This is a genomic window from Diaphorobacter sp. JS3050 (assembly GCF_013154915.1).
Classification (GTDB): Bacteria; Pseudomonadota; Gammaproteobacteria; order Burkholderiales; family Burkholderiaceae_C; genus Diaphorobacter; species Diaphorobacter nitroreducens.
In genome coordinates this window covers 2000750-2014886 of sequence record NZ_CP053553.1, presented here as the reverse complement: position 1 = coordinate 2014886, position 14137 = coordinate 2000750, and the positions used below count along the sequence as shown (strand labels likewise).

12 protein-coding genes, 1 tRNA gene and 2 pseudogenes are annotated in these 14137 nt (G+C 66.8%); 4 read left to right on the top strand and 11 right to left on the bottom strand.

Going from position 1 to position 14137, the window contains the following annotated elements:
* Positions 1 to 147: 147 nt before the first annotated feature.
* Together HND92_RS09750 and HND92_RS09745 are read right to left on the bottom strand one after the other, a co-directional pair.
* Positions 148 to 221: transfer RNA gene (locus HND92_RS09750), tRNA-Gly, on the bottom strand.
* Between the two features lie 168 nt (positions 222 to 389).
* Complete coding sequence (locus HND92_RS09745; protein WP_172206852.1) at positions 390 to 1880, bottom strand: NAD-dependent succinate-semialdehyde dehydrogenase; 1491 nt, start codon at positions 1878 to 1880, stop codon at positions 390 to 392.
* Between the two features lie 144 nt (positions 1881 to 2024).
* Here HND92_RS09745 and alaS point away from each other — a divergent pair, with 144 nt between their 5' ends.
* Complete coding sequence (alaS, locus tag HND92_RS09740) at positions 2025 to 4649, top strand: alanine--tRNA ligase (protein ID WP_172206851.1); 2625 nt, start codon at positions 2025 to 2027, stop codon at positions 4647 to 4649.
* Positions 4650 to 4796: 147 nt separating this feature from the next.
* Here alaS and HND92_RS09735 read toward each other — a convergent pair.
* The 6 genes and pseudogenes from HND92_RS09735 to HND92_RS09710 all read right to left on the bottom strand — a co-directional run.
* Positions 4797 to 5618: pseudogene (locus tag HND92_RS09735) on the bottom strand (GGDEF domain-containing protein); the annotation flags it as partial.
* 142 nt (positions 5619 to 5760) lie between these two features.
* Positions 5761 to 6069 carry a hypothetical protein gene (locus HND92_RS19570; protein WP_370567779.1) on the bottom strand — a complete coding sequence of 103 codons (309 nt, stop codon included), beginning with the start codon at positions 6067 to 6069 and terminating at the stop codon, positions 5761 to 5763.
* A gap of 20 nt (positions 6070 to 6089) precedes the next feature.
* On the bottom strand, positions 6090 to 6872 hold the full coding sequence (gene trmB, locus HND92_RS09725; protein ID WP_172206850.1) for a tRNA (guanosine(46)-N7)-methyltransferase TrmB: 783 nt from the start codon (positions 6870 to 6872) through the stop codon (positions 6090 to 6092).
* Complete coding sequence (gluQRS, locus tag HND92_RS09720) at positions 6842 to 7813, bottom strand: tRNA glutamyl-Q(34) synthetase GluQRS (RefSeq protein ID WP_047349550.1); 972 nt, start codon at positions 7811 to 7813, stop codon at positions 6842 to 6844. Before gluQRS ends, trmB begins: the two co-directional genes overlap by 31 nt.
* Positions 7810 to 8913, bottom strand: coding sequence for an NAD(P)/FAD-dependent oxidoreductase (locus HND92_RS09715; RefSeq protein ID WP_011805227.1), 1104 nt, complete (start codon positions 8911 to 8913; stop codon positions 7810 to 7812). Before HND92_RS09715 ends, gluQRS begins: the two co-directional genes overlap by 4 nt.
* Before the next feature lie 96 nt (positions 8914 to 9009).
* Complete coding sequence (locus HND92_RS09710; RefSeq protein ID WP_015913314.1) at positions 9010 to 9948, bottom strand: LysR family transcriptional regulator; 939 nt, start codon at positions 9946 to 9948, stop codon at positions 9010 to 9012.
* A 117-nt stretch (positions 9949 to 10065) separates the two neighbouring features.
* On the opposite strand from HND92_RS09710, the gene HND92_RS09705 reads away from it, so the two are divergent.
* On the top strand, positions 10066 to 10767 hold the full coding sequence (locus HND92_RS09705) for a pirin family protein (protein WP_011805229.1): 702 nt from the start codon (positions 10066 to 10068) through the stop codon (positions 10765 to 10767).
* Positions 10768 to 10803: 36 nt separating this feature from the next.
* Positions 10804 to 11217, top strand: a complete 414-nt coding sequence (locus HND92_RS09700; protein ID WP_135149166.1) for a DoxX family protein — start codon at positions 10804 to 10806, stop codon at positions 11215 to 11217.
* Positions 11218 to 11288: 71 nt separating this feature from the next.
* Here HND92_RS09700 and HND92_RS09695 read toward each other — a convergent pair whose 3' ends face one another.
* The 3 genes and pseudogenes from HND92_RS09695 to HND92_RS19170 form a co-directional block, all read right to left on the bottom strand.
* Positions 11289 to 12029 (bottom strand): arginyltransferase, encoded by a 741-nt coding sequence (locus tag HND92_RS09695; RefSeq protein ID WP_011805231.1) that lies wholly within the window; start codon positions 12027 to 12029, stop codon positions 11289 to 11291.
* A complete protein-coding gene (gene aat / locus HND92_RS09690; RefSeq protein ID WP_172206849.1) occupies positions 12026 to 12778 on the bottom strand; it encodes a leucyl/phenylalanyl-tRNA--protein transferase in 753 nt (250 codons plus the stop codon). The genes HND92_RS09695 and aat overlap by 4 nt, the downstream gene beginning before the upstream one ends.
* A 50-nt stretch (positions 12779 to 12828) precedes the next feature.
* Positions 12829 to 13185, bottom strand: a pseudogene (locus tag HND92_RS19170) (VOC family protein); the annotation flags it as partial.
* Here HND92_RS19170 and HND92_RS09680 point away from each other — a divergent pair.
* Complete coding sequence (locus HND92_RS09680; RefSeq protein WP_370633110.1) at positions 13066 to 14100, top strand: UxaA family hydrolase; 1035 nt, start codon at positions 13066 to 13068, stop codon at positions 14098 to 14100. The pseudogene HND92_RS19170 and the gene HND92_RS09680 overlap by 120 nt on opposite strands.
* Positions 14101 to 14137 lie beyond the last annotated feature (37 nt).

Below are 14137 nucleotides of genomic sequence, written 5' to 3'. Positions count from 1 at the left end.
TTTTGGGCCACTTTTTGTACCAGTTTGGGCTGGCAGTGAGTGGATTTCGCTGGATGTCAGTGGATCGAGGTCGGCTAAAAATCCTCAATCCTGACAATGACTTACGACGTTCCTTGGAGTCCCGTGGAAGTCCCTGGAAAGTCGAAGTGGAGCGGGCGATGGGAATCGAACCCACGTCTTGAGCTTGGGAAGCTCAGGTCCTACCATTGAACGACGCCCGCAAAGTCGGTGGATTCTAGCGCACTGCCGCGTGCTTTCCGGGCAACCGTGCGATCTGCGCCGGCCGACGTCCAGCCTGTCCTGCCGGTACATAGGTTCGTGGGCATTTCTGGCCATCGGGCAATAGGAGCAAGCGCTGGCAGCTACGAAAAAAGAAGCAAAAGTGCTCTCTACTTCTGGATATCGCCCACGCAGAGGTATTTGATCTCCACATAGTCGTCCATGCCGTAGTGGGAGCCCTCGCGCCCCAGGCCCGACTGCTTGACGCCACCGAAGGGCACATGCTCGGTCGCGAGAATGCCGACGTTCACACCCACCATGCCATATTCCAGCGCCTCGCCCACTCGGAAGATGCGGCCCACGTCGCGGCTGTAGAAGTAGCTGGCCAGGCCGAACTCGGTGGCGTTGGCGGCAGCGATGGCTTCCTGCTCGGTCTCGAACCTGAAGACCGGCGCCAGCGGGCCGAAGGTTTCCTCGCGCGCGCACAGCATTCCAGCGGTGGCGTTGGCCAGCACCGTGGGCTCAAAGAACTGGCCCGCGCCCAGTTCCGCCAGGTGCTTTCCGCCCGTCACGACGCTGGCGCCCTTGGCGATGGCGTCGTCCAGGTGGCGCTGTACCTTGTCCACCGCGGCGGGTTCGATCAACGGGCCCTGGTTCACGCCGTCCTCGAAGCCATTGCCGACCTTCGCGGTTTTTACGCGGGCGGCAAACTTGGCGACGAAGGCGTCGTACACCCCCGCCTGCACGTAGAAGCGGTTGGTGCACACGCAGGTCTGCCCGGCATTGCGGTATTTGCTGGCAAAGGCGCCTTCCACGGCGGAGTCGAGGTCGGCATCGTCGAACACGATGAACGGCGCATTGCCGCCCAGCTCCAGGCTCAGCTTCTTCACCGTGGGCGCGCACTGGGCCATGAGGATGCGCCCGACCTCCGTCGAGCCGGTGAACGACAGGTGGCGCACGACGTCGCTTGCGCACAGCACCTTGCCGATGGCGATGGAGTTCTCCGCATCGGCCGTCAGCACGCTCAGCACGCCGGGGGGAATGCCCGCGCGCAACGCCAGCTCGGCCGCGGCAAGGGCGGTGAGGGGCGTGAGCTCGGCCGGCTTGATCACCACCGGACAGCCCGCCGCGAGCGCCGGCGCCACCTTGCGCGTGATCATCGCCAAGGGGAAGTTCCACGGCGTGATCGCCGCGCACACGCCGATGGGCTGCTTGAGCACCAACAGGCGGCGGTTGTTGTCGAACTGTGGCAGGGTCTCGCCGTTCACGCGCTTGGCCTCCTCGGCAAACCACTCGACGAAGCTGGCGCCATAGGCCACCTCGCCCTTGGCCTCGGGCAAGGGCTTGCCTTGTTCCGCCGTCATGAGCCGGCCCAGGTCGTCCTGGTGCTGCATGAGCAGGTCAAACCACTGGCGCAGGATGGTGCTGCGCTCCTTGGCGGTCTTGGCCTTCCATGCGGGCCATGCTTCGTTGGCGGCGGCGATAGCCAGCTCGGCTTCCTTGGCCCCCAGGTTGGCCACATCGGCCAACTTCAGGCCGGTGGCCGGGTCGTGCACGGCAAAGCGTGCGCCGCCTGCGAACCACTGGCCTCCCAGCAGGGCGTCGGTCTTGAGCAGGCTCGGATCCTTGAGCAGGGAAAGGGGTGATGTCTTCATGTCCATGGGGTGGCTCCTGGAAGGCCGCGGCGGGCAGGGCAAAGGGGCAGGATAGCGCCGTGTGTGCGCAAGGGTGAAATCTATAATGGCAGGTTGGTCACGACGGGATGCCTTGCGCTGCCATACCCGCCCACGAACCCCATACACACCATGAGCACACCCACTTTCTCCGTTGCAGACATTCGCAAGACCTTCCTGGACTTCTTCGCCGCCAAGGGGCATACCGTGGTGGCGTCCAGTCCGCTGGTGCCGGGCAACGACCCCACGCTGATGTTCACCAACTCGGGCATGGTGCAGTTCAAGGATGTGTTCCTGGGTACGGACAAGCGCCCCTATGTGCGCGCCACATCGGTGCAGACTTGCCTGCGCGCCGGCGGCAAGCACAACGATCTGGAGAACGTGGGCTACACCGCGCGCCACCACACGTTCTTCGAGATGCTGGGCAACTGGAGCTTTGGCGACTACTTCAAGCGCGAGTCGCTCAAGTGGGCCTGGGAGCTGCTGACCGAGGTCTACAAGCTGCCTCCCGAGCGCTTGCTGGCCACGGTCTACGCCGAGGACGACGAGGCCTACGACATCTGGACCAAAGAAATCGGCCTGCCGCCCGAGCGGGTGATCCGCATCGGTGACAACAAGGGCGGCCGCTACAAGAGCGACAACTTCTGGATGATGGCCGACACCGGCCCCTGCGGCCCGTGCTCGGAGATCTTCTACGACCACGGCGAGCACATTGCCGGCGGCCCCCCCGGCAGCCCGGATGAGGACGGCGACCGCTTCATCGAAATCTGGAACAACGTGTTCATGCAGTTCGACATGGACGAGCAAGGCAACGTCAAGCCGCTGCCCGCACCCTGCGTGGACACCGGCATGGGCCTGGAGCGCCTGGCCGCCATCCTGCAGCACGTGCACAGCAACTACGAGATCGACCTGTTCGACGCGCTGATCAAGGCCGCGGCGCGCGAAACCGGCACAAGCGACCTGACCAACCCGTCGCTCAAGGTCATCGCCGACCACATCCGCGCCACCGCCTTCCTGGTCGCCGACGGTGTCATCCCCAGCAACGAGGGCCGCGGCTACGTGCAGCGCCGCATCGTGCGCCGCGCCATTCGCCACGGCTACAAGCTGGGTCGCAAGACGCCGTTCTTCCACAAGCTGGTGCAAGACCTGGTGCAGCAGATGGGCGATGCCTACCCCAAGATCCGCGAGCAACAGGCGCGCATCACGGATGTGCTGCGGGTGGAAGAGGAACGCTTCTTCGAGACCCTGGCGCACGGCATGGAGATTCTGGACAGCGCTTTGGCTGGCGGTGCCAAGACGCTGCCGGGCGACGTGGCGTTCAAGCTGCACGACACCTATGGCTTCCCGCTGGACCTGACGAACGACGTGTGCCGCGAACGGGGCGTCAATGTGGACGAAGCGGGCTTTGCCACCGCCATGGAACACCAGAAGAGCACTGCCCGCGCCGCAGGCAAGTTCAAGATGGACCGCGCGCTGGAATACACCGGCGCGGCCAACCAGTTCACGGGCTACGAGCAACTGGCCGAAAGTGCCAAGATCGTCGCGCTGTACGTGGACGGCACCAGCACCGCGGCCCTGCACGCGGGCCAGAGCGGCGTGGTGGTGCTGGACCGCACGCCGTTCTATGCCGAAAGCGGCGGCCAGGTGGGCGACCAAGGCACCATCGGCGCTGGCTCGGCGTGCTTCACCGTGGCCGACACGCAGAAAATCAAGGCCGACGTCTACGGCCACCACGGCACCCTGGAAGCCGGCACGCTGAATGTGGGCGACACGGTGCAGGCGCAGGTGGACCTGCAACTGCGCGCGGCCACCATGCGCAACCACTCGGTCACCCACCTCATGCACAAGGCACTGCGCGAGGTACTGGGCGACCATGTGCAGCAAAAGGGCAGCCTGGTGAACGCCGAGCGCACGCGCTTTGACTTCGCGCACAACGCGCCGTTGACGGCCGCGCAGATTCGCGAGATCGAACGCCTGGTGAATGCCGAAGTGCTGGCCAATACCGACACCAACGCGCGCCTGATGGACATCGAAAGCGCGCAGAAAACGGGCGCCATGATGTTGTTCGGCGAGAAGTACGGCGAGACCGTGCGTGTGCTGGACATCGGCACCAGCCGCGAGCTGTGCGGCGGCACGCACGTGCGCCGCACGGGCGACATCGGCCTGTTCAAGGTGGTGGCTGAGGGCGGCGTGGCCGCAGGCGTGCGCCGCATCGAGGCGGTGACCGGCGAGAACGCGCTGGCCTACCTGCAGTCGCTGGAGTCCACGGTGGACCAGGCTGCAGCCGCCCTGAAGGCGCCCCCTGCGGAGCTGAACGCCCGCATTGGCGGTGCGCTCGATCAGATCAAGACGCTCGAGAAGGAACTGGCTGCACTCAAGGGCAAGCTGGCTTCCAGCCAAGGCGACGAGCTGGCCGGCCAGGCCGTGGACGTCAAGGGCCTCAAGGTGCTGGCGGCCCGGCTGGAAGGCGCGGACGCCAAGACCCTGCGCGAGACCATGGACAAGCTCAAGGACAAGCTCAAGACGGCGGCCATCGTGCTGGCGGCCGTCGATGGCGACAAGGTGCAGCTGGCGGCTGGCGTGACGGCCGACAGCATCGGCCGTGTCAAGGCCGGGGATCTGGTGAACTTCGTGGCGGCCCAGGTGGGTGGCAAAGGGGGCGGCAAACCCGACATGGCCATGGCCGGCGGCACCAACGCGGCGGCGCTGCCGCAGGCGCTGGCAGCCGTGCAGGGCTGGGTGGGCGAGCGCATCTGACGGCGGCCTGGGCCCCCAGACGGGGGCCGGGCGCAATTGCGGACATGTTGCACCCGCGTGGGCGGTGGTGGCCTGCGCCGCGGTCGCACCGGACCCAGGGGGCTAGGCAAAAGACGGCAGGCACAGCGCCGTCTGCCGGCAAATGGGCTAGAACAGCTCCACTTCGTCGTGCGCCACCTTGATCTGCAAGGCGCCACTGTTGACCAGATCTTCATAGAAGCAGACCTGGTTGCGTCCATGTTCCTTGGCATAGTAGAGCGCCTGGTCCGCGCGCCCCAGGATCTCCACCGGCGAGCCCTGTTGCGTGGCCGCGAAGCCGATGCTCACGGTGATGTGTCCGATCTGCGGGAACACATGCGTCTGCACGGCCGCGCGCAACCGCTCCAGCGCCTGGCGCGCCTGCGCCAGCGTGAGGGAACGCAGCAGCACCACGAACTCCTCTCCGCCGAAGCGGAAGATGCTGTCCTGGCTCTGGAACAGGGTGCGCAGGCGGTTGGCCACCAGGATCAGCACCTCATCGCCATAGAGGTGTCCAAAGCGGTCATTGACCGACTTGAAATGGTCGATGTCGATCACCGCCAGCCATTGGCGCACAGTGTCTTCGCCCTCGCCTGGGCTGGCGGGTGCGCCGGTCTGTCGTGAGAACTGCTCCTCGAAGGTCTTGCGGTTCAGCAGCCCGGTGAGCGCGTCCCGCTCGCTGTAATCCAGCAGGCTCTGGTAGTTTTGGTAGACCAGAAACACGCCCATGATCACGTCGCGCTGGTGCCGCGTGAAGCGGCGGGACTGGGTGATTTCCAGGCACGCCGTGGGGCGCCCGCCCAGCCACATGGGCAGCCAGAGCGTGTGGCGCTGCTCGGAGGCACGCGCGGCGCTCTCGCCCTGGGTGGCGATGCAGTGGGCCAGTTCAGGCTCTTGCGCCAGCGGAATGCGCTGGGGATCCGAAGCAGCGTCGTACTCACTGGAGACTAGGGCCTGTTCACACTATTTTTGCCAGTGCGAATGGCGTGAAAACCGCGCCAATCTAGGCGCGTGACGACGCCAAGGCCGGGGCCTTGGCTAGGAGGGCAACGACGAATGGCGCGGTTTTCACTCCGTTCCCTCCGGGTTGCGATCAAAAAGGGCCATTCGCGGCGTTGCCAAGCCTCGCTGGGGTAGCACCCCAGCTTCGTTTGGCGCCTTGCGCCTGGCCCTTTTTGATCGCAACGCATCTGGCAAAAATAGTGTGAACAGGCCCTAACTGCCCTTCGTGGCTCCAGCTGCGCGGGCGCAGCATCAGGACTTCGTCCTGCGTGAACAGCTCCAGCGCCCGCACCTGCACGATATGGCCCAGCTTGAGCAGCGTGGACAGCACCGAGACCTCCAGGCGCAGGTGGTCCCGGTGTGCGGTCATTTCGGCCAGGTTCTGGAGGATGGGCTTCATCGGGAAACGGGAATAGACGCTCAGCGGCGCGTGAACACCAGGTCCCACACGCCATGGCCGAGCCGCATGCCGCGGTTCTCGAACTTGGTCAGGGGGCGATAGTCCGGCTGCGGAGCATAGCCCTCGGCGGTGTTGGACAGCAAGGGTTCGGCCGACAACACCTCCAGCATCTGCTCCGCATACGGCTGCCAGTCGGTCGCACAGTGGATGTAGCCCCCCGGCTTCAGGCGTGCCGCCAGCTGCGCCACCAGCGGCGGCTGGATCAGGCGGCGCTTGTTGTGGCGCTTCTTGTGCCAGGGGTCGGGAAAGAAGATATGCACGCCGTCGAGCGATCCGGGCGCCAACATGTGCTCCAGCACCTCGACGGCGTCGTGCTGCAGGATGCGGATGTTGTGGATGTCCTGCTCGCCGATGCGCTTGAGCAGCGCGCCCACGCCGGGTTCATGCACCTCGCAGCACAGAAAGTTGTCTTGCGGGCGCACGCGCGCGATGTGTGCCGTGGCCTCGCCCATGCCGAAGCCGATCTCCAGCACCAGCGGCGCGCTGCGGCCGAAGGCCGCAGTGGCGTCCAGCAGGGCGGGCGCATAGTCCAGCACGTAGCGCGGGCCCAGCTCTTCCAGCGCCTTGGCCTGGCCGGTGGTGGTGCGGCCGGCGCGGCGCACATAGCTTTTGATGCCCTTGGGATGGGCGACGTCTGCCGGGGCGCTGCCTGCGGCACCGGGCATGGGGGAGGCCGCGGGGGCCTGCAGGTCTTGCGAAGAAAGCGTTTGAGTCACAGCGGCGAATTGTAGGTTCCAGGCCATGCCTTGACCCAGAATGCGAGCGCATCGGCGATGCCTGCTATGCCTGTAGGTGACGGCAATCCCAGTACCTGGGCTGCATTTGTCAAAGCCTGCAGCGGCTGGCTGTCGTCGATGGGGGGGGCGCCATGTTGTTTGGAGAGCTTCTCGCCATCCGCCGCACGTACCAGGGGCGTATGCAGGTACTGCGGCGTGGGCACGCCCAATGCGGACTGCAGCAGGATCTGGCGCGGCGTGTTGTCGGCCAGGTCTTCGCCGCGTACCACATGGGTGACGCCCTGGTCGGCGTCGTCGACCACGACCGCAAGCTGGTAGGCCCACAGGCCATCTGCGCGCCGCAGCACGAAGTCGCCCACTTGCCGCGCCACATCCTGAAACTGCGGGCCCAGGCGCCGATCGGTCCAGGAGACGCCGGAACTTGCTATTGAATAAATAGCTGGTTGCACTTGCTGGATGGGCGCTGGAGGCATTTTTGATTGATACCTCTGGGTATGGAAGCGCCAGGCGCGCGGCGTGCGTCCACCCAGGCCGTGGCGGCAGGTGCCAGGGTAGGGGCGTTCCACATGGCGTTCATGTACCAGGCCCTGCGCCTGCAAGGCGGCTTCGATGTCGCGGCGCGTGCATGCGCATGGGTAGGCCAGGCCGGCGTGGAGCAGCCCATCCAGCGCCTGCTGGTAGCGGGGGCCGCGGGTGGATTGGTACAGCGGCTGCTCGTCGGGCAGCAGGCCGCAGCGGGCCAGCTGCGCCAGAATGCGCTCGTCGGCGCCGGGCACGCAGCGCGGCGGGTCCACGTCTTCGATGCGCACCAGCCAGCGCCCGCCGCGTCCTCCAAGGGCCGCGCGCGCGTCCAGCCAGCTGGCCAAGGCGGCGACGAGCGAGCCCGCGTGCAGCGGGCCGGTCGGGGAGGGGGCAAAGCGGCCGACGTAGCCCGCGGCCGCCGTCATGCAGCGGTGAGCGCGAGCTCCAGGCCCGAGACGAAAGCGTCTTCCAGCCGGTGCCCCAGGCACCAATCGCCGCAAACGCCCAGGCCCAGGGAGGCGTCCCACAGAAAGCTCTGGCCCAAGGGCTTTTGCGTCTGCGCGTGGCGCCAGCGCCGCATCTCGGCATGCGTCGGCGTGGCGCGTATGCCGGTGACTTCGGCAAACGCCTTGATGAGCTTGGCCTGCACGCGGGGGGCCTCGTCGTTCAGGTGCTCCAGCGACCAGGCGGGACTGGCCTGCACCGTCCAGCGCTCGATCTGTGTCCGGCCGGGCTTGCTGGACTCTCGGGCCAGCCAGGCAATGCGGTGGTGCGTACTGCGTGCGGCGTTCCACTGCGGACCGAGCGTGGTCAGCCCGGGGCGCACGGCCTGCGCAAAGGCCAGCATCAAGGTCCAGCAGGGCGCGATGTCCACGCCGGCCAGGGCATCGTCCCACGGCGTGGAAACGCCGGACTGCTGCAGCAGCGCCCGCGACAGCGGTGCGGGCTGGGCCAGTACCACGCCATCGAAACCCGCATACACCTGCGATCCCCCATCGAGCGTCTCGGTGCGCAGCTGCCAGGCCGTGGGCCGCATGGCGTCGCGCTCGATGCGCGTGACGGCCGTGCGCGTGTGCAGGTGGCCTTCGCGCGCCAGCGGTGCGGCCCAGGCCTGGACCAGCGCATCCATGGCGGGGGCCGCCACCCAGTGCGCTTCACCGGGCGGTGGCGCGGCGGTGGCGACGCGCCCGGCGGCGTCCAGCACGCGGATGGTGGTGGCGCTCCAGGCGCGGCACAGGCCGGAAACGGTGTCCAGCGCCCGCTGAAAGCGTGCGTCGCGTACCGTGAAGTACTGCGCGCCCGAATCAAAACTGCCAAAGGGCGACGCCAGCGCCGCCGTGCGCCCGCCGGGCTGCGGCGCCTTCTCGAAGACGGTGACCATGTGGCCCGCCTGGGCCAGGGTGCGGGCGCAGGCCACGCCGGCCATGCCGGCACCCACCACGGCAAAGCGCCGCGCGGCGCCCAGGGGCGCGACCTGCTGGCCTTGTTTCAGTCGATCGCTGGAGCGGGAGGAAAAGCGGGTCATGGCAGGCCTTCGATGACGTCGGAAATGGGCTGGTGCAGTGCTGGTAATTAGCGCAGCGCTAGTGTTGACTCTACACGCGCCGCGCGGCCCACGCATTCAGAACTGGTGGTGGTTTTCCAGCAACGCACGGCGTGTGGCGTCACTTTGCAGTTGCGACAGCCACCACTGCAGCGCGCGGCCCGGCGCAGCGTGCCCGGGGCCACCCCATTGGTAGCTCAGACGCACGTTGCGCGCGGGGCGCGCCACCTGCCGCTCGACCAGATGGCCGGCTTCGAGGTACGGACGCACCATGGGCTCGGGCAGAAAGCCCCCGCCCAGGCCGCGCAACTGTGCGTGGATCTTGGCACGCATGTTGTCCACGGTGAGGACGTCCTGCCCCGCGAGGATGCCCATGGTCACGTTGCTGCGCCGTGCCGAGTCGGCCACGGCGATCGCGCGGTGTTCGCGCAGCGTGGTGTCGCTGATGGGCTCGGGCACCTTGGCCAGTGGGTGGTGGGGCGCCACGACGAAGATGAAACGCACCTCGCCCAGCGGGGCGGATTGCAGCCCGGCGACGTTGGAGGCACCCACGGCCACGCCGATGGCCAGGTCTGCTTGGCCCGACGTCAGCGCTTCGGCCGTGCCGCCGAGGATGCCGTCGCGCCACTTCACGCGCGTGGGTGGACCGAGGGCGTAGAACGCCTCCACCAGCTCCAGCATGGTGGTGGGCGAGATGACGCCGTCCACCGACAGCGTGAGCTGCGGCTCCCAGCCCGTGGCCACGCGGCGCACGCGGTTGGCGATGGCGTCCACGTCCTCCAGCAAGCGCTTGCCTTCGCGCAGCAGCTCCATGCCCGCATCGGTGGGCCGTGCGTGGCGGGCGCTGCGGTCGAATAGCAGCACGTCCAGCGCATCCTCGATCTGGCGCACACGGTAGGTCAGTGCGCTGGGCACCACGCCGAGCTGGCGTGCCGCCGCGGCAAAGCTGCCCGTCTCCGCAATGCTCTGCAGCATGGCCAAGTTTTCAGGGGTCAGGGCATCGCGGGTGTTTTGCATGATCGACGGCCTATTCGTTCAATGAGTTTGAATGATGCCTTCAAGCCCGCTGTCCCTGCAAGGGCGCTGCGCCACCTACAGTTCTCTCCAACGCAACGCATTTCCAGGAGCGACCCCATGCTGACCCTTCGCAAATCGCAAGATCGCGGCCACGCAGACCACGGCTGGCTCCATTCGTACCACAGCTTCTCGTTCGCGGGCTACTACGACCCGCGCCACATGGGCTGGGGCAACCTGCGCGTCATCAACGAGGACCGCATCGCGCCGGGCACGGGCTTCGGCACCCATGGCCACCGCGACATGGAGATCATCAGCTACGTGCTGTCCGGCGAACTGGCGCACCAGGACAGCATGGGCAACGTCAAGGGCATTCCGCCCGGCGACGTGCAGCGCATGAGCGCCGGCACGGGCGTGATGCACAGCGAGTTCAACCACGCCGAGGGCCAGCAGACGCACTTTCTGCAGATCTGGATCGAGCCCAATGTGCGCGGCATCGCGCCGAGCTATGAGCAAAAGCGCTTTCCCGATGCCGACAAGCGCGGCCAGTTGCGTCGCGTGGCCTCGCCCGACGGCGCGCAAGGTTCGGTCACGATCCATGCCGACGCCACGCTGTACGCGGGCCTGTTCGACGGTGCTGAGGCGGCGCAACTGCCCATTGCCGCAGGGCGCAAAGCCTACGTCCACCTGATCCGCGGTACGCTGCAGGTCAACGGACAGCATCTGAGCGGGGGCGACGCGGCCCTGCTGGATAACGAAAGCAGCGTGACCCTGTCCGGGGGAAGCGATGCCGAAGTTCTGGTTTTTGATCTCGCCGCGTGAAGTCTGCCCATCCACTTCAACCCTAGGAGTTCCGCCATGTTTGCTACCCTGCAAAACCCTCTGGCCCTGGTGGGCCGCATCCTCATCGCCCTGTTGTTCATCCCTGCGGGGTTCGGCAAGATCAGCGGCTTTGCCGGCACCGTGGGCTACGCCACGTCCGTGGGCATGCCCATGCCCACCGTGGCCGTTGCCGTCGGTCTGTTGATTGAACTACTGGGCGGCCTGGCACTGCTCTTCGGATTCGGAACACGCATCGCTGCGCTGGCGCTGGCCGTGTTCACGCTGGCGGCCAGTTTCTTCTTCCACGCCTACTGGGCTCTGCCGGCGGACCAGCAGATGATGCAGCAGCTGTTGTTCTTCAAGAACGTTGCCGTGACGGGCGGCCTGCTGGCATTCGCCGCCTTCGGTGCCGGGGCATGGAGCGTGGACGGCGCACGGTTCGGGCGCTGATTGCTATCGAAAAAGAAGCTGCTTGCGCTTGATGGATGGGCCTTGGAGGTCGATATGACCTGCAAGGCCCATCAACTTTTGGAACGCTGCCAACGGCCGTCGATGCGCAGCTCATGCGGCATGAAGCGCGCCTTGTAGTTCATCTTCGGGCTCTGCTCGATCCAGTAACCCAGGTAGACATACGGCAGGCCCAGCGTGCGCGCCTGCTGTACCTGCCACAGCACGTTGTAGGTGCCGTAGCTTGCGCCCGGCTCGGGCTCGTAAAAGGTGTAGACGGCGGAGAGGCCGTCCTCCAGCACGTCCAGGATGGACACCATCTTCAGTGTCCCCGGCTGGCCGTCGGCCCCGGTCTCACGGAACTCCACCAGCCGCGAATTGACCCGGCTTTGCAGCAGGAACTGCGTGTACTGGTCGATGCTGTCCTGGTCCATGCCGCCCCCGGCGTGGCGTGCGTTCTGGTAGCGCAGGTATAGCTGGTAATGCTCGGGCAGGTAGCACAGGCGCAGCACCCGCGCCTGCAGGCCGGCGTGGCGCTTCCAGGCACGGCGCTGGCTGCGGTCGGGCTTGAATGGATCAACCACCACGCGCAGCGGCGTGCAGGCCTGGCAGCCGTCGCAGTAGGGGCGGTAGGTGAACATGCCGCTGCGCCGAAAGCCCCGCGCCACGAGGCCCGAATACACATCGTTCTGAATCAGGTGACTGGGCGTCGCCACCTGCGAGCGCGCCTGCCGCTCGGGCAGGTAGCTGCACGGGTAGGGTGCCGTGGCGTAGAACTGCAGGCTTTGCAGCGGAAGATCGTTGAGTTGGGTCACGCCGCTGAGGGGTTGGGCAAAAGCTCGGTCCAGTATACGGGCTCGAATTTCCAGGTGCAGGCAGGGTCTTGCCGCGCTCGCGCCACGTGATTCAGAAACTGCGAACGTTCCATCTCCCGGGCGCCCAGCGAGGCCAGATGGCCCGTGTTCTGCTGGCAGTCGATCAACCGGACCCCCTCGCGCCGGCACAGGCATACCAGCGCCGCCAGGGCGACCTTGGAAGCATCGGTCGCGTGCGCGAACATCGATTCGCCAAACACGGCCCGTCCTAGCGCCACGCAATAAAGCCCCCCCACCAGTTGCCCGTTCACCCAGGTTTCCACGCTATGGGCATGCCCAGCGGCATGCAGCGCCTCATACGCGGCAACCATGGAGGGCACGATCCAGGTGCCGGACTGCCCGGCCCGTGGCTTGTTGGCGCAGGCGTGGATCACGGCGGAAAAGTCGCTGTCGATGCGCACCTCGCAACCGGGCGTGGCGCGAAAGCGCTGCAGCACGCGGCGCAGCGAGCGGTGCAGGCGGAATTCCTGCACATGCAGCACCATGCGCGGGTCCGGGCTCCACCACAGGATGGGCTGGCCGGTGCTGAACCACGGAAAGACACCCTGGGCATAGGCCTGCACCAGGCGGGGCACCCCCAGCGTGCCGCCCGCGGCCAGCAGGCCGGGCGCGGGAGAGTCCGTGCCCCAGGCACCGTCGGTGGGTGGAAAAGGATCGTCGGGTTCCAGCCAGGGAAGCGATGTGGTCATGCAGGCAATCAAGGGCGCGCGTGGAGCGCGATTGTCGCCCGCCCGCGTGCTCAGAACGTGATCAGGACGGAGGACGCGCTGCGCTGGTGTGCGCCATGGAATACCGCCTCGATGTTGTTGCCGTCCAGGTCCAGCGCAAAGGCGGCGTAGTAGCCCGGGTGGTAGGACCGCTCGCCCGGGGCGCCGTTGTCGCGCCCGCCATGCGCCAGCGCCGCGCGGTGGAAGGCATCCACCATCTCGCGGTCCTTCGCCTGGAAGGCGAGGTGGTGCCGCCCCGTGAGGTGGCCATTGGCGGCGGGGCGGCGGTACCCATCCGCACGCTGCGCAACATCAGCCTCAACCCCAACTTCGGCGGCGAGGTGATGGTGGTCAGCCTGGGCTGCGAGAAGCTGCAGCCCGAGCGCCTCATGCCGCCTGGCGCCATTGCTCTGGTGGACCAGCGTACCCTGCAGGAGGCACCGCTGGACGTGGTGTGTCTGCAGGACGAAGCCCATGTGGGCTTTATGTCCATGGTCGACTCCATCCTGCGCCAGGCCGACGAGCACCTGAAGCGCCTGAACGCACGTCGGCGCGAGACGGTGCCTGCCAGCGAACTGGTGGTGGGCATGCAGTGCGGCGGCAGCGATGCCTTCAGCGGCGTGACCGCCAACCCGGCCGTGGGCTTTTGCACCGATTTGCTGGTGCGCGCCGGCGCCACGGTGATGTTCAGCGAGGTGACCGAGGTGCGTGACGGCATCGACCAGCTCACCGCGCGCGCGGCCACGCCCGAGGTGGCGCAGGCCCTGATCGATCAGATGGCCTGGTACGACGCCTACCTGGCACGCGGCCGCGTGGACCGCAGTGCCAACACCACGCCGGGCAACAAGAAGGGGGGGCTGTCGAACATCGTCGAGAAGGCCATGGGCTCCATCGTCAAGAGCGGTAGCGCGCCCATCGCCGGCGTAGTGGCTCCGGGCGAAAAGGCGGTGCAAAAAGGTTTGCTCTACGCGGCTACCCCCGCCAGCGACTTCATCTGCGGCACGCTGCAACTGGCGGCGGGCATGAACCTGCACGTGTTCACCACGGGGCGCGGCACGCCTTATGGGCTTGCGCAGGTGCCGGTGATCAAGGTGGCCACGCGCAGCGATTTGGCCCGGCGTTGGCACGACCTGATGGATGTGAACGCCGGCCGCATCGCAGACGGGCAGGCCACCATCGAAGACGTGGGCTGGGAGTTGTTCCACCTCATGCTCGACGTGGCCAGCGGCCGCAAAAAGACCTGGGCCGAGCACTGGAAGCTGGCCAACCAGCTCGTGCTGTTCAACCCGGCGCCGGTGACCTGACCTGCTTGTTCGTCCCAACCCGGGCACAACCCACAAC